The following is an 18,524-nucleotide window of genomic DNA, read 5'->3' as shown; positions in this document are numbered from 1 at the left end:
GTGCGCCCACACCGGCATCCCGCCCACAGGGATGCCGGTGCACCGCGCCAACCCCGTACAGCTGTGGCCGGATCGGCCGTCTGACGGGTGCTCACACGTGCGCTACGTCGGCGGCGCCGCCGACGAGGCAGCGCTCACCTACCCGAGCGACTCCCTCCGTCCTGCCGGAACCAGATTCACACAGCCCCATCAACGTCCTGCTCTTCGCCACCGCGTCGATGGGCGGCATGGGCAGCTCGGGCGCGCAGGGTGCCTACGGGCGGCTATGGGCATGGCGTTCGATGGCGGGGCGCAGCGGCGCGCTGGGCGACTGGATCCGGCAGGCCGAAGGCTGCGACCCGAGGTCGATCCGCATGGGTTTCTCGCGGTGGGGTGCGGGAGAGTGTTGAATACCCGCCGCGGAAGCCCCGTTCGCGGATCTGCTGGTACAGCTCGGTGGCAACGGTGTTGACGGCGGCGACCTCGGCCTGCGGATACGGCTTGAACCGGTCGAGGGGTACGTTCTTGCGGTCGCGGGCGGATGCGAGCAGGACGTCGAAGGCGGTGTCGCGGTAGCGGCGCACGGTATTGCGGTCCAGTCCGAGGCGGCGGGCGATCTCGCTGAGCGTCAGGCGGGCCAGCGGGGCCCGGCGGAAACCCAGGTGGCCTCAGGGCGCCATCTGGGTAGAGTCGGGCCATGCCCGAGCTGCAGCGACTTCAGGCCGGCCATGCGGCGGCGGTCCTGGCCTTCGAGCTGGCGAACCGTACCTATTTCGCTGCCGCGGTCTCTGACCGTGGCGACGACTTCTTCGACCAGTTCGCCGACCGGCACAGCGCCTTGCTGGCTGAGCAGGAGATCGGCACCTGCGCGTTCTATGTGCTCGTCGCCGAGGACGGCTCGGTACTCGGCCGGTTCAACCTGGTCAACATCGAGGATCGCACGGCGGAACTCGGCTACCGGGTCGCGCAACACGTTGCCGGCCGCGGCGTGGCGACGGAGACCGTCCGGAATCTGTGTCAGGTGGCGGCGACGTGGCACGGGCTGCGCACACTCAGGGCGGCTACTGCCCGCGAGAATGCCGCGTCACAGAAGGTGCTGACCAAAGCCGGGTTCGTCCCGGTCGGCCCTGCCGACCCAGCCGATGTCGGAGGTAAGCCAGGCACCTGGTATAAGCGCCATATCCAGCCTTGCCCCGCCAACCGACCCTGAAGCGCTCCCCGTTGGGACCGACCGTGACCCGGCGCTGTCCGCGCTGCCGGCACCCCGTCACCATCACGCTTCCCTCGCCCCCGGAGGCCGCACGTCCCTCCATCACCACAGCCATCCCCGACGTCCTTCCGCCGCGAAGGACTCCGTGACCGTTCACTGATCGTCCGGGAGGGCGCAGTCCCGGAGCATTGTCACGGCCGGGAGCGCCTCAGACGGCGGCCCAGGAGGACGGCTCCTGTGCCGGCGATCAACCAGCCGGCGGCGTGCCGGTGAGTGCGGTCTCGGCCCGGACGTCATGGGTGGTACCGGTGGCGGCCAGCGCAGGCCGGACGGGATCGGCCGCCGCGGCGGCTTGGGGGAGGGCGGTGACCGCGTCGGGGTGGGAGACCATGGCCACGTGGGAGGAGTTGATCTCCACCATGTGTGAACCTGCGCGTTTCGCCTCGAAGCGTTCCTGGTCGGGATTGATGGTCTTGTCCTGCTTCGCGACGAGGAACCACGAGGGGATGTGCTTCCAGGCGGCTACCTTGGCCGTCTCCGAGAACGCGGTCGTGGCCGCAGGTCGCTGGGTGACCGCCCTGACCCTCGCGGTGTTTTCCGGCAGGTCCGCGGCGAAGACCGGGTGGATCCTGTCGGGCTTGAGATACAGGTCTGTCCCGCTGACGCCGCCGGCCCGGTAGGGCACGGACTTCGTGGCGGCGCCGAGTTCACTGGGGAACCTGGCACCCAGGGACATTCCGCTCTCGCCCACGTCGGGCATCAGTGCCGACACGTACACCAGCGACTTCACCCGGGGGTTGGCCGCGGCGGCCGTGCTGATCACGGCGCCGCCGTATGAGTGACCAGCCAGTACGATCGGGCCCTTGACGCTGTCCAACACGGAGGCGATGTAGGCGGAGTCGGTGTACAGCCCGCGCAGCGGATTGGCGGGAGCCATGACGGTGTAGCCACGGCGTTCCAGCCGTTCGACTACCCCATTCCAACTGGAGGCGTCCGCGAACGCCCCGTGCACCAGCACGATGGTGGGTTTGGCCGTGGTCGTGGTGGTGGCCGTGCCGCCGACCGCGGCGACAGGGGCCGCCAGGGCCGTACACATGGCCACGGCGCACCCGGCCGCCATGACGTGTGTGCGACGTATTCGGCTCCGTGAACCCGGGACCGGAAATGCTGGCAGCGGAGGAGCCGCCAGGTCTTGGGGGTGGCGGCGGCCTGTTCGACGAGGGCCCGGATCTTCGCGTGGGCCCGGTTGACCGCCGGCTGGCCCGTGGACAGGCTTTCCCATCGGTCCCAGTGGGGGACTCGGACCGCCCCCGGCACCGCGGTATCCCTTGTCGGCCCAGTAATTGATGCGGGCCCGGGCGAGTGCGTCGATGATGCCGTTCTCGCGGGCTGCCCGGACATCGTGGACGACCGCGGGCAGGGCTGGTGAAGCCCGTAGGAGGCGTCCCTCGGGGTCCGCGATGACCTGCACGTTCATGGCGTGTCTCGTGTGCTTGCCGGAGGAGAAGGGCCGGTCGGCGGTGATCCGGTCGACCGGCAGCAGCGTCCCGTCCAGGATCACGAATGCCTTCGTCGACGCGGTCTTGACGGCTTGTGCGAGCGTCGGCGCGAGAGCGGCCAGACGCGCGACGGCCATCGTGATGTAGCGGTGGACGGTGGCGGTGCCGACAGCGAAGCCGGCCCAAGTGCGCGGCGTTTGTTCCCGCAGCCGGGCGGAGAGGAAGCGCAAGACAGCACCGGACATGTCGAGGCCGGACGGGTAAACAAGCAGCGAAGCCTCTGATGGAGACGGTTCTCTTGGTCGAAAACCCATCTACCAGGGGCTTCACCCGTCCGTCGGGCCAACTACCCAACCCAGCCGCCAGGTTGGAAAGGGAGTGCTGCTTCTGACATGCGGCGGGACGGTGACACCCCATGAGACGGTCAGAAGAAGCCGCAGCTGTCTTTGGTCATGGTTCGGCCGTCGCAGTGGAACGCACGCCGGGCGTCGCAGAGGCGGACGGCGGAGGATAACTCGGGTGCAGCGAGGGGGACAGCGGAGCCAGCGACTCGCACAGCGAGGACGGGAAGGCGGGCTCCTTGCGCTGCACGTCCCGGCAGCCTCCGGCCGAGGTCCGGATGATCGACTCCCAGCCCGATTTCTTCGCCCGGAAGTACCAGCGGTCGCCCAGCCGGGAGGAGCAGGCAGGGTCCGTCGAGTCGTCACAGGCCGGTCCCGTGCGCCAGGAGAAGTCCAGCACCAGCCACTTCCCGTCGCAGTTCTCCGCGTTCAGATACGTGTGCTCGGGCGCGCCGACCGCCATCAACGCCTGATCATAGGAGGCGGTGGTACAGCCGGTGACGGGCGGTGTGCAGCCCAGCTCCCCGCACAACCGCAGTGCGGGCGGCTTGGCACCCTCGGCGGTGAAGTGCGTGTAGTTGTCGACGATCACGTCCCGGTCGCCCAGCGGCTCGGGCAGCCTGACCTTTGCCGTGGCCGTGCTCTCCTTGGTGCACCCGGAAGCCCTGTCCCCGGACGGCGAGGTGAAGGTGACCTGCACCCGCACGAGGTCCGTCATCGGGTCGGTGAGCACTGCCTTGAGCTTGCGCACGCACGCGTGAGCGCCACTGGGCACCTGCGTGTCGAGGAGCAGCGTGCGGCGGTCCCCGCTGAGATGAACTCCGGTGACCGCGGAAGGCTGCATCGTGGTCCACGGGATCGGCTCGGTTGCCGCCGACGAGGGTGACCTCTTGCCCGCCTGACCGGCCACCTGTGTCCCGCACGCGCCGAGGAACAGCACGGCAACGGCGCAGAGCAAGACGGCTGCTCGACGTGTTCTACCTGATCGTCGCAAGAGCGCTCAATCCCCCCGGCACGCACCGACGTTTCCCAGGCCAATATAAGGCTGTGGCCGGGACGGCTCACCAGTTGGGTGGGTGGGCTACCGGGCCGACTCTGCCTCGCCTCATCAACCCGGCCTTGCTCGATGGCCCGTCGCATTCAACGGGCCATCGAACAGCCAGTGGCACTCGCTACGCGGCGTCACCGGGAGAACAGGGACGATCAGGAAGCGACCCTGGCGTTCAGCCCGTAGTCCAGTTCTGCACCATCGACCAGCACCGCCTCGACCGTGCGGGTACGGGGGTCGATGTCGGCCACGATCCCGTCCCCGGCGTAACGGGGGTAGCCCGAGGCGCCCGTCTCGCCCGTCGCCTCGACGACTGCCGATCGCACGGCCGAGTCCTCCACGGAGGCGCCGCCTCTGCCCTCGATGTGTTCAGGTACCAACAAGATACGGAAGCGCTGCGGCTCTGTAGTCATGCTCCGGTATTTAATCGCCTGTCCCACCCACCGTGGGAAAGGCGCACGATAGGTCTGCGCAAACAGGCTCCGTCGGCTGGGCTTCCCCATCCGGCACGGAGGTACGGCAGGAATCGAAACACCCGTCCGTCGCCTCGCTCTACCGCCCCTTCGCTGACGCCGAGGAGGCCGCCGCCGGGGCCCAGCAGGAGGCCCCGGCGGCGCTGCAACCCACGCTTCAGCTCTTCGGCGAGCGGGGAGAGCTCGGCGCGAGCCTCTTCTTCGCCCTCCTCGGACAGCTGCCCCGGTCTCTCGGGCGACGCCGAAAGTTGACGGTTGTTCGGTAGTCCAGCACTGGCAACTGCTGGTTGGGTCATGCGCGTTGGTCAGGGCACTCGTATTTCGTCACGATTTGATGACGAAGGGTCTTCGTGGGTGTGCTGGGCGGACGTCTGTGGCGTGGGGGTGGTGAGACGGCGGTGGGGCTCGCCCTGTGGTTCAGGCCGTCGGACCTTTCCTCCAGGACGAATGAAGGATCGACTATGCAGCACCGCACATGGGGATTTGCCGCTGTCGGCGTGGCCGCCGCGGGTCTTTGCGCCGTGTTGGCCACGACGGCGCTCGCCTCGTCCGATCACGGAACCGGGCGTCAGGCCATCAAGCAGTCGCAGACCGCGGTCCAGCAGCCCGCGAAGACGAAGGTGTCCACCAGCGACGGGACCAAGTCTTAGATGCCCGAGGAGAACCAACTGCTCTTGAAGATACAGATGGAGATCAAGGCGTCTACCAGTGGTCCGACCGCGGCCCAGGTCGCCAAGGCCACCAAGCTGGTCGGACAGTTGAAGGCGGAAGGCAGGGCCACGGCGGCGCAGCTTGCGTGGCTGGCGCTGACTCCCGCTCAGAAGCGCGTGGAGGCGGCCCCGGTGGGCACCAGCTGAGTGGAGCGTGAAAGCAATGGTGGCCGAGGGCGGCAGGCCGACCTGACGGGCTTCGAGGAGTTCTACCAGTCGGCGTACGCGCGGCTGGTCGGTCAGTTGTTCTCGGTCACCGGCAGTCTCGAGCAGGCCGAGGACGTCGTGCAGGAAGCGTTCATCCGGGCCTTGGACCGCTGGCCCCGGATCCAGGTTTATGACGTGCCGGAACTGTGGGTGCGCCGGGTGGCGATCAACCTTGCGGTCAGCGAGATCCGGAGGTTGCGCCGACGTGCTGCGGCTCTGCTGCGCCTGGGCGCCCAGCGCCCGCAGCCCCAGCTCACGCCGCAGACGATGGGCGTCGCCGAGATGCTGCGCCGGGTGCCGGTGAATCAGCGCCCCGTGCTGTTGCTGCACGATGTATTGGACCTGCCGATCGAACAGGTCGCCAAGCAGTTGGGCCTGCCAGTGAGTACCGTGCGCGGCAGGCTCGCCCGAGCCCGCGCGAACCTGGCACGCCACCTCGCCGCCCATCCGGAAGGAGCCCTGTCCCGCCATGGCCGACCCTGAGCGCAGCCTTCGCGATCTCGTCGAGGAGGGCATCCGGGCCTCGCGGCAGCCACCGGTCGCTGACCTGCGGCGCCGCGCCTGGCGTCGCCGTACGTTCCGCGAGGCCGCGATGATCGCGGCTGCGGCCATGGCCGTGACCGCAACGGTGGTGGCCGTCCTCCCTTTGGTCGGTTCCGAGCGTTCCGGATCCAGCGCGCCCGGTCCGACGGCGCCCAGCGCACTCCAGCCCACGGTTACCGAGTCCACGAAGTCTCTGGTCGCTTCGCCGATCGAGACCGTGTCCGGCGGCACGATCACGCTCAAGGGCACGGGCTGCGCTCCGGGGAAGGCGGTGTCCTTCGGGATCCGTTGGGACCGCGGTGCGAAGTTGAGCCTCTCGATGGAGGAGCAGAAGGCACAGGGGCAACCGCAAGCAACCGCTACGGCAGGCGGGTCGTACAAACTGATCTCCGTCAACGCACGCGCCACCGGGTCCTTCGAAGCCAGGGTCACGCTTCCGACCACCCCTGTGATCAGCAAGCCCAGGCTGTGGGCGCAATGCCAGACCCCGGCCCCGGCCCACCAGCTCACTCAGTACATCTCGATCCTTGTCCACAGCGCTTAGGGCGTGTACCGAGTGGGGACAGCGGGTCAGTGGCCAGATGGTGGTGCGACACGTTGGCGATGTGCCTGGTCAGCGGACTGGTGTGGGAATGGCAGCGGGTGATCGGTCTGCTGCTGCGGAGCGACTACGCGCCCGCGATCCGCGACGGGGTGCCGCACTCCAAGCTGAATTCGACGTCGGATCGGGCGGACCTCGCTGCGATGGACGCATCGTGCGGCTACCTGACCCAAGCGCGCGGACACCTGCCCCGAGACTGGCCCACCGTGACCCCGCGCAAGCCGGACGTCGACGAGCGTGCCGAGGCGGCCCGGAAGCTGGACGCAGCCGGGCCGCCTGACACCGGATCAGCGCCTCCTTCGCATACTCCTCGACGACGGCCAGCACGCCTTCGAGCAGGCTCTCGTGGCCCGGCTCATCGAGCACCGGAAGAGCGCGGGATCCGATCCCGCCCCCAGTACTCTGCTGCCGCTCACAGCCCTTGCCCTGGCCGCGCTTGCGGTCCAAGCGCACGGGTGGGAGTGGGGCGTCCGGTCCGGTTATCTGCCGCACGGCATGCTGGGCAGTCCGTCGAGCGCGGGCCACCGAGCTCGGCCTCACATCACGGACATCGTCCGTGTCAGTCGTGCAGGGCGGTCTTGAGTGCGTCGATGGCGAGGTGACGAGCGACCTTGGTCGCGTTGGTGTCACGGAGGAGGTCCAGCATCAGGAAGTCGTGGACCATGCCCAGAACGCGGACCGCGGTGACGTCGACGCCGGCTTCACGAAGCTTGGCCGCGTAGGCCTCGCCCTCGTCACGCAGGACGTCGGCCTCGTCGGTGATGATCAAGGTCGGGGGCAGGCCGCGCAACTGGTCGATGCTGGCCCGCAGCGGCGAGGCGTAGGGCTCGGCGCGCTGGGCGGCATCGGTGGTGTACTGGTCCCAGAACCAGATCATTCCGTCCCGGGTCAGGTAATCCCCGTCCGCGAACTGAAGGTAGGACGGGGTGTCGAAGTCGGCGTTGGTGACGGGGTAGAGCAGGACCTGGCAACCGACCCGGACATCATCGCTCCTGTCCTTGGCCATCAGGGCGAGAGCCGCGGACATGTTTCCGCCCACGGAGTCGCCGCACACGGCGAGGCGCGAGGCGTCCAGGCCGTGCTCTGCGCCTTCGCGGGCGGACCATTGGGCCACGGCGTAGTTCTGCTCGATCTGGGTGGGGTACTTGGCCTCGGGGGCCCGGTCGTAAACGGGGAAGACCACAGCCGCGTCGGCGCCGACGGCGAGTTCGCGTACGAGACGGTCGTGGGTGTTCTCGTCGCCGAACACCCACCCGGCGCCGTGGATGTAGAGGATGACCGGAAGCGTCCCGGAGATGCCGCGCGGGCGCACGATGCGGGTGCGTACCTGCCCCCACTTGCCGGCGTCGACGGTCACCCACTCCTCCTCGACGTCGGGTTTCGTGACACCTTCCCCGGTCTGCAGGCCGGCGAGGATGTCACGTCCCTGGTTCGGCGGCACCTCGTAGATGCGCGGGTGCGGGGAGGTCGCCTCGGCAAGGTCTTGCGCAGCGGGTTCCAGGATCGGAGTGGGAAACACTGAAGGCATGCTGATCTTCCTTTCCCTGCAGGGGGCGGGGCAGCAGCGAAGACGCCAGATGCACTATTTGCATAGATATATGCACCCCTGATCAGGATAGCGGGGCGGTGGTGCGCCCGCGATGGCACCAGTCCGTCCCTGGCTGGGCAGAGGAAGGGCAACGGCAACGTGCTGGGCGCGGCTCGGAAGAGCGGAGCAGATCCACGCGCTCACCCTCCAGGCGTACGACCGCATGACCGGCCTGGAGCTCAACGAACTGTCCGTGGACGGCTGCAGTACCAAGTCTCCGTGCGGTGGCGAGGCCGCCGGGCGCTCCCCCGTGGCTCGGGGCAACAGGGCCTGAAGCGCTCGGTGGCGACCGAGGCCACGGGCGTTCGGCTCGGCATTGTGGCGACAGGGGCCAACCGCCATGACTCCCCGCTGCTCGTGCCCACACTCAAGGCCGCAGACGAGCAGGTCGGCGGCCTTCCCGACCAGGCCAACGTGAACCTGGACCGAGGCTATGACAGCCACAAGACCCGGTCCGGGTAAGGGGAGTTGGGCTCGCCGGGGAGATCGGCCGCAAGGGCGTCCCTGTCCGATTCAGGCCGGCAAGAGGTGGGTGGTGGAGCGTAGCCACGTGTGGATGAACGGCTTTGGCAGGCTGCGGCGCTGCGCAGAGAAGTGCAGCCGCGTCGTGGACCTCTACCTCTCCGCCGCGATCGTCACACTGCGCCTGTTCGTTCGTCGGGCGACCCCGCGCTACCGCTGGGACAGCCGCTCCACCACCAGGCGCCTGAAGTGACGCCTGGAGTACGACCGCGCAGGGTCGTGTCCTGGCTACTGTTCTGCGGCCTTTAGGGCGAACCGGTCGGCGAGAAGTTCAGCGAGGATCTCTGCAGCGGTCTGCTCCACGGTCTGGTCACTTGAGTCGACTACGTGGTCCTCCAGCGCCCCCACGTTTTCGAAGGCGCCGGGTCGTCCTGTTGGCAGGTCGTGCGGAAGGGCGCCAGCAGCCAAGGGCTGAGGATGCCGTCCAGGACGACGTCGTATCCGCCGTGCGCGTTGGATTCACCGATCTCCGAATTAGCGTGAGGGGATCGCGAATGAGTAACCGTGGCCAGACTCCCCATGCCGGCATCGTCAAATGATGTTGAGGCAGTCGAGGAACGGTGTGGCGGCCGAGGCGTTTCCTGTGATGCGGCAGTGGTCGCGCCAGGGTTTGCGGGTGGTGGCCCACGCGATGAAGTCGAGTGCCGTGCTGTGCATCCGGGTGGTGGCGTTCGCACCGGGTGCCATGGTCAGCTTCCCGTCCGGCCCGGACGCAGGGAAGACGGTGACGGTGGTGGCGCCTGGCCCGGTCAGGTCGAGGACCAGGGGCCTATCGACGGTGGCGGTGAGTTCGGGTCCCTGCATCTGGGGGAGGCCGGCGAGCATGAAGTCGACGGCGGGGGAGACCTGGTCATCGGTCGGTTCCGGCAGGGTGAACGGGAGCGGGCCGTCCGGGGCGAGCATGTCGTTGCGCAGATGGCAGAAGACGTTGAACGCCATGGTGTTCGCCAGGAGGTGGCGCGGATACGTCCCGAGCCCGGGCACCTCGACAGCCTCGTCGGCCCCGGGCGGTTCCTGGGCGGCTTCCAGGAGGTCCAGCTGTCGGGGTGTGCTCCGCCGCCACTCGTCGAGGACTTCCGCATGGCTCCAGCCGCGTCGTTCGTCGACGCGCAGGTCGTGGTACCGCTCGCGGTTCGTCGGCAGGGAAGGATCGGGCGGCGGCGGGTCCACCGCCTCGGAGGCGAGGGCCGCGAGGTGGGCCACCACGTCGATGACACGCCAGCCGGCGCACGCGGACGGCAGCTCCCATTGCTCGTCGTCCACCTGCGGGATGATCTCAGCTAGTTGCGCCGTACTCGAACGTGCGGCGGCGATGCCGGCACGGGTCATCGGTCCTCCCTCGCCTCTCTCGGTTGGACGGCCCGGTCAGGATGCGGCCTTGCGGGACATGCGACAGGTCGCGGCGACGTCCGCGCGGCCGGGTCTGTCGTCGGCCGCGACGCGGAGGCGTTCGCGTACGACGTCCGCGCGGCTCAGGTGCAGGTCGGCGGCGCAGGCGGTGTCGGTGATCAGGCCGGCGTCCTTGGCCGGTCAGGACCCAGGCGTTGTAGGCGAGTTTGAGGCTGCTTGGCTGGCCGACCTCGTCGAGCCACACGGTGCGGGTGCCCACCGCCTCCAGGACCGGTCGCACCTCTTCCCTTGCCTCCTGCTGGGGAGAGGCAGCCAGCATGGTCAGGGTGCCGGTCGCGGCTGGTTCCTTGGTGCCGAGGAGGGGGGCTTCGACGTACGCGACGTTCAGGCGGGTCGCCTGTTCCGCGAGACGGCGAGACCCGTCCAGGGAGACCGTGCGCGTCTGCACCCACGCCGTGTGGCCGCCCAGGCCGTCGCGGGCCTGGTCCATCACGTCGGCTACCTCCTGCTCGTTCGCGAGCGCGGTCAGTACGATGTCGGCGCCTTGGCAGGCCTCGGCCGGCGTGTCGGACACCGCGGCGCCGGCGTCGGCCAGCGGTGCGGCGGCGGCGCGGTTCCGGTTCCCCGTGCGCAGCCCCACTCCCGCCGCCGCGATGTTGCGTGCCATGGCCTACCCCGTGGTCCCCGTGCCGAGCACGGCGACCACGGGCCTTCCGTGCCCGGACGACGGGGTCCGGTTCGTACCGCTCATCGTCGCGCCTCCATACGATCGACGCGCCGCGCGCCGCGACGGCCGGCGCGCATGCCAGTGCTGTCGACTGCCGCCCGGTATCGGGGGTTCAGGCGTCCTGGCCGATCCAGACGGTCTTGGCGTTCATGAACTCCCGCATGCCGAGGTCGGACAGCTCGCGTCCGTAGCCGCTGCGTTTGACGCCACCGAAGGGGATCTCGGGGTAGCTGGTCGTGTTGCCGTTGATGAAGGCCATACCCGACTGCACGTCGCGGACGAAGAGTTCGCGTTCGGCCTCGTCCTCGCTCCACAGGTTCGACCCGAGGCCGTAGGGGTGCCCGTTGGCTTCCCGCAAGGCCTCCTCCAGGGAGGGGACCGTCCACACCTGAGCCACGGGGCCGAAGACCTCCTCGTGGTACATCCGCATCTCCGGCGTGACGCCGGTCAGCACGGTGGGCGGGTAGAACCAGCCGGGCCCGTCCGGGCGTTCGCCGCCCAAGAGGACCGACGCGCCCTTGGCGACGGCGTCGTCGACGTAGGACTCGACGTCCCGTCGGCCGGACTCGGTGGCCAGCGGTTCGACGTCGGTGCCCGCGTCCATCGGGTCGCCCACCACCAGCGCGCCCATCTTCGCCACGAACATCTCGATGAATGCGTCACCGATGTCCTCGTGCACGAAGAAGCGCTTGCCGTTGATGCAGGACTGGCCGTTGTTCAGACACCGCGCCTTGACCGCGACGTCGGTGGCCCGCTCCAGGTTCGTGGAGGGCATGACGATGAACGGGTCGGAGCCGCCGAGTTCGAGGACCACCTTCTTGATCTCGTCGCCGGCGATGGTGGCTACCGACCGACCCGCCGGTTCGCTGCCGGTCAGCGTCGCTGCCGCCACGCGCGGGTCGCGCAGCACCTGCTCCACCCTCCCCGCGGAGATCAGCAGGGTCTGGAACACGTCGTCAGGGAAGCCCGCGTCACGGAAGAGTTCTTCGAGGTACAAGGCGCATTGCGGCACGTTCGAGGCGTGCTTGAGCAGACCCACGTTCCCCGCCATCAGTGCGGGCGCAGCGAACCGCATGGCCTGCCACAATGGCAGATTCCATGGCATCACCGCGAGTACCGCACCGATCGGCTGGTACGTCACGAACGTCTGCCGCGCGCCCACGCGCCCGCCGTCACCCTCCAGATGCCGCAGGAACGCGGGGCCCTCAGTGGCGTAGAAGCGCAGCCCGCGCACGCACTTGGCCACTTCCTCCTCCGCCGCCCGGAAGGTCTTGCCCATTTCCGTGGTGATCATCGCGCTGACGCTCTCGACCTCCTTCTCCAGACGGTCGGCCGCATGGTGCAGCCACTCCGCCCGCTGCTCGACGCTCGTCAGCCGGTACGAGGCGGCCGCAGCCGCCGCCCGCGCGAGCTTGTCCTCCAGTTCCTCAGGAGTCAGTTCGTCGAACCTCCTCAGGACCTCACCTGTCACGGGACTCGTCGTTGCGATAGCCATGAATCCACGCTATGACCGTCCGATAGAGTAGGCAATTCGCCCATTTGCCACAGATGGGGCCCGTGAGGTGGCGCGCTCGTCGTCGGGAGGGAGCAGCACCTTCGAGATCAGCCAGCACCTCGCCGACCAGCAGCGACGCCCCGCCGAGCGGCTGCCACCCCGACCGCTGCCGATCACCACGCACAGCATCGGAAGTGCCGCAATCGCAGACACGCGAACTTGGTGATATGTGCATCGACGGCTGCGGTGACCGATGCCGGAACCCCCCTCCCGCCCACGCCGCGCGGCCCGAGCGCCGCCAGGTCCCCTTCGTGGGCAAGGAGCTGTCCTATCTCGGTTCCTTGCAGGGCGATCGGAATCTGGAGGCCCTGGGCCGCGGCGACGTCGTCGGACGCCAGGCCATCGTGTTGGTAAGACGATCACGTCCCGATTGCGCTCGATCGCAGAGAGCACCAGCCCGTCGGGCCATGACATCCAGGATTCGAGGTCGGCACGCGAGCCGACCTGGACGGGCGGTCGAGGGTGGTTGCCCCCGGTCTGCCCCGTCCCGATGGCCTCCCCCTCGGTCAGGGCAGAGCCGCGACGAGTTCTTTGGCGAGAGGGCCCGAGGAGGCTGGGTTCTGCCCCGTGAAGAGGTTGCGGTCCACGACTGTGTACGGTTCCCAGGCGGGACCCCGCGAATAGTGGGTGGGCAGCTTCTTCAGCTCGTCCTCCAGCAGCCATTTGGCCTTGTCGGCGAATCCGACACCGGCCTCCTCCTCATTGCAGAAACCCGTCACGCTGTAGTTCGCGAACGGCGTTTCGCCGTTTGCATCACGTGTGGCGAGGAGAGCGGCCGGGGCGTGGCAGACGATGCCGAGCGGATTGCCGGAAGCGAGTGCCTCCCGCAACAGTGCCCCGGAATCAGGGTCGACCGAGAGGTCCTCCATCGGGCCGTGACCGCCGGGGTAGTAGACCGCGTCATAATCCTCCAGGCGCACCTCCTGGAGGGAGATGGGATGCCTCAGTTCATCCGCGGACTCGATGACGGCCTCCTCCCGGAGGGAGTTCTCTTCGCCGCCCGCCATACGGGGCTCCAGGCTCATCGTGTCCACAACGGGAACGACCCCAGCCGGAGTTGCCACGGTGACCTCGTGTCCGGCGTCGGTGAACACGCTGTAAGGCGCGACGAACTCCTCGGCCCAGTACCCGGTGGGATGTCGGTGCCCGTCCTTCATGGTCCAATAGCTCGCACCTGTCAGCACACACAATATCTTGGCCATGAGAAGCTCCTCGGTAAGCCGTTGCCCTGGAACGGGCATGAGGCGACCAGGTTTCACGTGCCCATCAAGTGTGAGCGGGCGTCTAGGGGTCGGCAACTTGTGGCCGACCGATGAGTACACACATCGGCCTCGCAGAATTTCAACAGGATTTCGACGCCGCTATGCAGGGAATGTGCGACACGAATACACCCCGTTTTGGTGGAGCGTTTTCGGCGATGCGTTCTCTTTCGGGAGCGGAGATCTGGCCGAGAAAGTAAACTGACCAATCCGGCGTTCCGAAGGTCTGCCATGATCAAGCGCCGGTTGACCTAGGATTCCGTGGCCGACGGCGAGCAATTGGGCCGCGAGCAGGTGGGCGGCATCCTGGGAGCAGGCGGATCGGACATCTCACCGCAGCTCATCCCGCAAGGCACTGGCGTGGAGTCGACGAAGCAGTGGTTGTCGAACCAGAGGTCGCTGTCCATGGTCGGCTACCGGATCATCTGCTTGACCAGGGGCAGCGCCGCTCGCAGGCGCTTGTTGCAGTACGACTGCCGCGACAAGCAGGGGAACACGCCGGGCAGGTGCTTGCGGGCGAAGCGCGGTCGGCGTGCCTCGGACTGGTGGCCGAGGAGGGCCTGCGCCACGCCACGCCATGGAAAGGCACTTACATCACATCATGACGCAGCACGGCCTTTTTTCGTGCCCGCGCACCAGTCCAGAGTCAGGACTCATTTGTCGAGTGCTGCGTGGTCGCCCTGTTTCCGGTCGCCCTATTTCCACATGTAGTTCTCGGCGGCGTCGACGATCAGATTCTCGACCGCCTGCGCATGCGAGACCAGGGAAACGTGTGAGGAATCGATCTCCACTGTCTTTCGGGCCTTCGCCCGCTTCGCCTCGTACCGCTCCAGACTCGGGTTGATCGCCTGGTCCTGTTTGCCGACAAGGACGTAGACGGGTCTGTTCCGCCACGCGGCGCCGGTGAGCTTGTCCGCGAACGCCGACAGCGCGATCGGACGCTGTGTGACTGCCATGATGTCGGTCTGACTCGTGGGCAGGTCCGCGGCGAAGACCTGGTGCAGTTTGTTCGGCTGTACGTACACGTCCGTGCCGGTAGTGCCGTCGCTGTTGCGGAAGGGCACCTGCTTCAGAGCCTTGGTGAGTGGGGCGGGAGCGAACTTCGCGGAGAGGCTGGAGAAGGACTCTCCCACATCGGGCATGATCGCGTTGATATACACGAGGGCCTTGACATTGTTGTTTCCGGCGGCGGCTTGCGAGATCACCTCTCCGCCGTAGGAATGACCGACCAGGACGATCGGGCCCTTGACGGACTTCAGGAAACTCGCGAGGTAAGTCGAGTCCTGGGGGATACCGCGGAGGGGGTTGGCCGGTGCGGCCACCGTGTAGCCGTTCTGCTGGAGCCGTTTCGCGACACCGTTCCAGCTCGACGCGTCGGCGAAGGCGCCGTGCACGAGCACGATAGTGGGCTTCTCCCTGCCGGGATCACCGCTCGGGCCACCTGCCTGCGCTGCTACGGGTGTCAGGGCGTAGGTGATTCCCGATACCGCCAGAAGTGCCGCACTCCAACGGACGATGTTCAGGTTGCGGCGCGACTTGCAGGATATTCGCATGTCATTCCTTCGGTGCGAGGGCGTCGAGGGAGGCCCGGGATTCCAGCGTCGAGGACACCTGCCGACATGTCCCCGCGCACGCGCCATCCGAGTGAGCGCACCCCGGTGGTGTGGAGTCTCCCGCTCGCTCGATGACTGTGCTCCCGGGTGGCTTGCGCAGGCCCCAGTCGCCCCCCGAGCCGCTCCCACCCGCTGAGTCGGTCACCGTCCCTCGCGCCAGGACCACCGTCTACGGCGTCTGTAGCGGGCGGCCCATCAATGGTCAGTTGGGATGCCGCCGTGGGCGGCCACTTGGTGAGGGGTCAACCGGCCGCCAGCGGTGACGCTGCGTCGATATTCCGGGGCGGGTGGCTGTGTCACATCCAGGATGCCGTCGACGATGAGGATTCGGCTGGTGAGCCAGGCGGTGGCGAGGTCGATCCAGGCACAGGATGGTGGCGACCTCGCGTGGCTTGCCGTCGCGGCCGAGGGATGCGGCTGGGCCTCTGCCTGCTTGAGCTGCTCGATGGTTGCCTCGGGCAGCCGGGCTAGGGCCTGTCCGGCGGATCATGCCGCAGACGCGGGGTCTGGCACGCCCTCCCCCAAGCTCTTCGAGCAGGGGGTGCCCTCAGCGGCGTTGTCGTCGGTCGCCATGGCTCCCTCCTCCGGCCTTGCAGCTGCACGCACCAGACCCCGCTCACCTGTGCCTATGAGGCGCCGTTACTTCCCTCCGGCCGGATCCGCCGGACAGGCCCTAGGGCCGGAGCACGATCTTGCCGTGGGTGTGCCGTCGTTCCAGTTCGCGGAACGCGTCGCGCACCCGTTCCAGCGGGTAGGTGCGGGCGATCGGCACCTCCAGCTCTCCGCGCGCGGCAAGCCGTGCCAACTCGCCGAGCACGACCGCGCACGCCGCCGCGCCTTCTCCGTAGGTTCGCGCCCCCACCCTGGCCGCGGCCTGCCAGTCGCTGATCGTGTTGATCCGCTCGGGCCGCACGCCCAACTCCACGGCCAGTTCCACGTAGCCGTCGCCGAACGTGTCGATGAACGCGTCGACGTTTCCGCCGGAAGCCTGCCGGATCCGTTCGGCCGCGTCCTGCCCGTACTCGACCGGGATGACACCGAGATCCTTCAACCAGGCGTGGTTCTGCTCGCTCGCCAGCCCGATCACCGTGGCGCCGCGCCGCCGCGCGAGCTGTACGGCGAGAGACCCGACGCCGCCCGCCGCACCGGACACGACAACCGTGTCGGCCGGTTGGGGGTCCACAGCGAACAGGGTGGCGTACGCGGTCGTCCCGGCCACGTACAACGACCCAGCCACGTCCCAGGACAGCCCCTCCGGGCGCGAGGTCAGATTCACGTCGTCGACCACGACGAACTCCGCGTGGCTCGCCCTGTGATGGGTGAAGCCCAGGACCTCGTCGCCCACCGCGACGCCGCGCACTTGCGGACCGGCTTCCACCACGACGCCGGCCAGATCGCTGCCCTGTCCGGAGGGGAACGTCGCCGGCCAGCGTCCGTGTCGGGCGCCCTTGCGGATCATTGTCTCGCCGGGCTGGATCCCGGCCGCGCGGACCTCGACCAGCACCTGCCCGGGGCCGGGCGTCGGCCGCGCCACCTCCTCCACCCGCAGCACATCGATCCCGCCGTACTCGTGGAACCGCACCGCCTTCATCGCGTGATCACCGCTCTTCCTCGTTCGGACAGGTCTTGGACGGTCACGCCCCGGACGGCCACACAGCGACCGGGCCATCGCATTCAACGGTTCAGGAACGGAGCTGTCTTCCCAGGATCAACGGTCTGGGGAAGTATTTGACGAACGGTGAGCATGCACCATCTTGATATAGCCGGTCAGGGGTGGTGCTGTGCGAGGGTGCTCGTGCTGGTCGTGGGCGGGATCGGTGCGGAGCTTGATGAGAATCCGCCAACTTTTCGGGTGCGCGAAGCCGTGCTCGACGCGGCGCGTCCGCTGGCGAGCATCCGATTGGCTTCCTTCTGGCCGGTGGTGAGCTTGGCCGCGCGCGTGGCCTTGAAGCCGTTGACGACCACGGGGTCGTTCTGGTCGTCGTTCATGCCGATGAAGCCCAGATCGGCCAGGGCGCCGAGACTGGCGGTGCGCAGGTGGGCATGTAAGTGGTCGCGGCGGGCGACGGTGATGTCGTGAGTGCGGCCGGACCGGGTGACGGAGATTCCGATCATCCGGCCTCGTTCGCGATCTTCTCCAGGGCGCGGTCCAGCCGCGAGGCTTTCGCAGCGAGCAGGCCGATGATCTCGTCGCCCCAACGCCCCAACGCCCCAACGCCCCAACGCCCCAACGCCCCAACGCCCCAACGCCCCAACGCCCCAACGCCCCAACGCCCCAACTTAAGAAGTGGCTGCGTGCGGTTGATGCCTTGTAGGGTCCCGACTATGGCTTGTCGCATTTCCGAGCTGGTGATCGATTGCCGGGATCCGCAACGGCTTGCGGCGTTCTGGTGTGAGGTGTTGGGCTTCATCGTGCTCGACATCGACGACGGCGCGGTGGAGATCGGACCACGGGAAGGGTTCGGCGGATTGCAGCCGACTCTGGTCTTCAGCCCCACCACTGAGCCGAAGGCGGGAAAGCTGCCGCTGCACATCGACGTCAACGCCACCGACCGCGATCAGGACGCCGAACTCGAACGCCTCCTGAAGCTCGGGGCGCGCCCGGCCGACATCGGCCAGACCGGCGACGAGCCCTGGCACTGCCTGATCGACCCCGAAGGCAACGAATTCTGCCTCCTGCAAGCCCGCCTGAGTTGAGCATCGGCCCGCGCCGGCGAACGCAAGCGTCAGTGGATGCGAACCAGCTTGTCCGCCGGTGCGGCAGATCCATTCCGTATGGGCGCGGCGTTCGAGGTGAACTGTCCACCGCCGTAAGGTTCTTGAAGAACTCCGCGACAGGCTGGATCGGTCTGCCTCACGGGTTCAGCAACTGGTGGGGCGCTCAAGGGGCACCTGTCTCCTGTAACTCACTGATTCCGGGTGAGGCAAAGTTCTTGAGGTCCCGTCCGGGCAGGTCGCCCTCAGCAACGCGGCCATCCCGGGAGCAGGGCTGCCGGGGCTACCGTCGACAGCTGGGGGCGACGTGCGGCGGGAAGCCTCACCGGCTTGTCGGCGGGCTCGAACACTTTCTCCTCTAGCGATCCGTCGTCGGCCATCCGATGGTGCGGAAGGCGACCACGTGGTCGGCGTAGGCGACCCGCAGAACGGGTGTGACGAGGGAGAGGCGGTCGACTCCGGCGAAGGCTGGGGCGTGGGTGGTCGGGTCGTCCCAGTCGAACAGTACGTCGGCGCCGTGGCGCGCCGCGGTGCGGGCGCTCAGCCCCCGCTCGGCGAGCCTCTTCGCCACGAGCGAGCCGGTC

General features: G+C 68.0%; 21 protein-coding genes and 2 pseudogenes. 8 read left to right on the top strand and 15 right to left on the bottom strand.

From position 1 onward, the window contains the following. Nucleotides 1–263: 263 nt before the first annotated feature. Nucleotides 264–611 (bottom strand): hypothetical protein, encoded by a 348-nt coding sequence (locus ACIRA5_RS47200; RefSeq protein ID WP_403702934.1) that lies wholly within the window; start codon nt 609–611, stop codon nt 264–266. 65 nt (nt 612–676) lie between these two features. Between ACIRA5_RS47200 and ACIRA5_RS47195 the strand changes: the two genes are divergently transcribed. Further along, entirely contained in the window at nt 677–1,189 is a 513-nt protein-coding gene (locus tag ACIRA5_RS47195; RefSeq protein ID WP_403702870.1) for a GNAT family N-acetyltransferase, read from the top strand. 247 nt (nt 1,190–1,436) lie between these two features. Here ACIRA5_RS47195 and ACIRA5_RS47190 read toward each other — a convergent pair whose 3' ends face one another. The 4 genes and pseudogenes from ACIRA5_RS47190 to ACIRA5_RS47175 form a co-directional block, all read right to left on the bottom strand. Next, nucleotides 1,437–2,471, bottom strand: coding sequence for an alpha/beta fold hydrolase (locus ACIRA5_RS47190; RefSeq protein ID WP_403702867.1), 1,035 nt, complete (start codon nt 2,469–2,471; stop codon nt 1,437–1,439). After that, nucleotides 2,363–2,960, bottom strand: a pseudogene (locus ACIRA5_RS47185) (transposase family protein); the annotation flags it as partial. The gene ACIRA5_RS47190 and the pseudogene ACIRA5_RS47185, both read right to left, overlap by 109 nt. A 178-nt stretch (nt 2,961–3,138) precedes the next feature. Next, a complete protein-coding gene (locus ACIRA5_RS47180; protein WP_403702864.1) occupies nt 3,139–4,023 on the bottom strand; it encodes a hypothetical protein in 885 nt (294 codons plus the stop codon). A 209-nt stretch (nt 4,024–4,232) separates the two neighbouring features. Then, nucleotides 4,233–4,490: a hypothetical protein gene (locus tag ACIRA5_RS47175; RefSeq protein WP_352050665.1), complete on the bottom strand. Its 258-nt coding sequence runs from the start codon at nt 4,488–4,490 to the stop codon at nt 4,233–4,235. Nucleotides 4,491–5,011: 521 nt separating this feature from the next. On the opposite strand from ACIRA5_RS47175, the gene ACIRA5_RS47170 reads away from it, so the two are divergent. From ACIRA5_RS47170 to ACIRA5_RS47150, 5 genes are all read left to right on the top strand, one after another. Continuing rightward, nucleotides 5,012–5,200 carry a hypothetical protein gene (locus ACIRA5_RS47170; RefSeq protein WP_403702859.1) on the top strand — a complete coding sequence of 63 codons (189 nt, stop codon included), beginning with the start codon at nt 5,012–5,014 and terminating at the stop codon, nt 5,198–5,200. Beyond that, on the top strand, nt 5,201–5,407 hold the full coding sequence (locus ACIRA5_RS47165) for a hypothetical protein (protein ID WP_403702856.1): 207 nt from the start codon (nt 5,201–5,203) through the stop codon (nt 5,405–5,407). It begins immediately after the preceding gene. Further along, the gene (locus tag ACIRA5_RS47160; protein WP_403702854.1) at nt 5,408–5,950 is read left to right on the top strand and encodes a sigma-70 family RNA polymerase sigma factor; all 543 of its coding nucleotides are present in this window, start codon (nt 5,408–5,410) and stop codon (nt 5,948–5,950) included. Next, the gene (locus ACIRA5_RS47155) at nt 5,937–6,554 is read left to right on the top strand and encodes a hypothetical protein (RefSeq protein ID WP_403702851.1); all 618 of its coding nucleotides are present in this window, start codon (nt 5,937–5,939) and stop codon (nt 6,552–6,554) included. The genes ACIRA5_RS47160 and ACIRA5_RS47155 overlap by 14 nt, the downstream gene beginning before the upstream one ends. 294 nt (nt 6,555–6,848) lie before the next feature. Next, entirely contained in the window at nt 6,849–7,193 is a 345-nt protein-coding gene (locus ACIRA5_RS47150; RefSeq protein WP_403702848.1) for an Imm49 family immunity protein, read from the top strand. On the opposite strand, the gene ACIRA5_RS47145 is transcribed toward ACIRA5_RS47150, so the two are convergent. Then, nucleotides 7,171–8,139 (bottom strand): alpha/beta hydrolase, encoded by a 969-nt coding sequence (locus tag ACIRA5_RS47145; RefSeq protein ID WP_403702845.1) that lies wholly within the window; start codon nt 8,137–8,139, stop codon nt 7,171–7,173. The two genes, ACIRA5_RS47150 and ACIRA5_RS47145, sit on opposite strands and share 23 nt — an antisense overlap. A 181-nt stretch (nt 8,140–8,320) precedes the next feature. Between ACIRA5_RS47145 and ACIRA5_RS47140 the strand changes: the two are divergent. After that, nucleotides 8,321–8,914: pseudogene (locus ACIRA5_RS47140) on the top strand (transposase); the annotation flags it as partial. Nucleotides 8,915–9,252: 338 nt separating this feature from the next. On the opposite strand, the gene ACIRA5_RS47135 reads toward ACIRA5_RS47140, so the two are convergent. The 8 genes from ACIRA5_RS47135 to ACIRA5_RS47100 all read right to left on the bottom strand — a co-directional run bounded on the left by ACIRA5_RS47135 (nt 9,253) and on the right by ACIRA5_RS47100 (nt 17,340). Then, nucleotides 9,253–10,050 (bottom strand): maleylpyruvate isomerase family mycothiol-dependent enzyme, encoded by a 798-nt coding sequence (locus ACIRA5_RS47135; protein WP_403702842.1) that lies wholly within the window; start codon nt 10,048–10,050, stop codon nt 9,253–9,255. Beyond that, on the bottom strand, nt 9,998–10,738 hold the full coding sequence (locus ACIRA5_RS47130; RefSeq protein ID WP_403702839.1) for an NAD(P)-dependent oxidoreductase: 741 nt from the start codon (nt 10,736–10,738) through the stop codon (nt 9,998–10,000). Before ACIRA5_RS47130 ends, ACIRA5_RS47135 begins: the two co-directional genes overlap by 53 nt. Nucleotides 10,739–10,910: 172 nt before the next feature. Then, entirely contained in the window at nt 10,911–12,293 is a 1,383-nt protein-coding gene (locus ACIRA5_RS47125; protein ID WP_403702836.1) for an NADP-dependent succinic semialdehyde dehydrogenase, read from the bottom strand. A gap of 566 nt (nt 12,294–12,859) precedes the next feature. After that, nucleotides 12,860–13,555, bottom strand: coding sequence for a type 1 glutamine amidotransferase domain-containing protein (locus ACIRA5_RS47120; RefSeq protein ID WP_403702833.1), 696 nt, complete (start codon nt 13,553–13,555; stop codon nt 12,860–12,862). A 470-nt stretch (nt 13,556–14,025) separates the two neighbouring features. After that, the gene (locus ACIRA5_RS47115) at nt 14,026–14,181 is read right to left on the bottom strand and encodes a hypothetical protein (protein ID WP_403702830.1); all 156 of its coding nucleotides are present in this window, start codon (nt 14,179–14,181) and stop codon (nt 14,026–14,028) included. A gap of 126 nt (nt 14,182–14,307) precedes the next feature. Next, nucleotides 14,308–15,165: an alpha/beta fold hydrolase gene (locus ACIRA5_RS47110; RefSeq protein WP_403702827.1), complete on the bottom strand. Its 858-nt coding sequence runs from the start codon at nt 15,163–15,165 to the stop codon at nt 14,308–14,310. Between the two features lie 733 nt (nt 15,166–15,898). Continuing rightward, the gene (locus ACIRA5_RS47105) at nt 15,899–16,816 is read right to left on the bottom strand and encodes an NADP-dependent oxidoreductase (protein WP_403702825.1); all 918 of its coding nucleotides are present in this window, start codon (nt 16,814–16,816) and stop codon (nt 15,899–15,901) included. 176 nt (nt 16,817–16,992) lie between these two features. Continuing rightward, nucleotides 16,993–17,340 (bottom strand): hypothetical protein, encoded by a 348-nt coding sequence (locus ACIRA5_RS47100; RefSeq protein ID WP_403702823.1) that lies wholly within the window; start codon nt 17,338–17,340, stop codon nt 16,993–16,995. A 210-nt stretch (nt 17,341–17,550) separates the two neighbouring features. Between ACIRA5_RS47100 and ACIRA5_RS47095 the strand changes: the two genes are divergently transcribed. Further along, nucleotides 17,551–17,922: a VOC family protein gene (locus ACIRA5_RS47095; protein ID WP_403702820.1), complete on the top strand. Its 372-nt coding sequence runs from the start codon at nt 17,551–17,553 to the stop codon at nt 17,920–17,922. A gap of 376 nt (nt 17,923–18,298) precedes the next feature. Here ACIRA5_RS47095 and ACIRA5_RS47090 read toward each other — a convergent pair whose 3' ends face one another. Beyond that, the gene (locus ACIRA5_RS47090; protein WP_403702818.1) at nt 18,299–18,511 is read right to left on the bottom strand and encodes a hypothetical protein; all 213 of its coding nucleotides are present in this window, start codon (nt 18,509–18,511) and stop codon (nt 18,299–18,301) included. Nucleotides 18,512–18,524: the final 13 nt, after the last annotated feature.

It is taken from the genome of Streptomyces sp. NPDC096311, from assembly GCF_044763085.1.
In the GTDB taxonomy this organism is placed as follows: Bacteria; Actinomycetota; Actinomycetes; order Streptomycetales; family Streptomycetaceae; genus Streptomyces.
The sequence above is the reverse complement of the archived record's forward strand: the minus strand, read 5'-3'. Positions and strand labels throughout refer to the sequence as shown.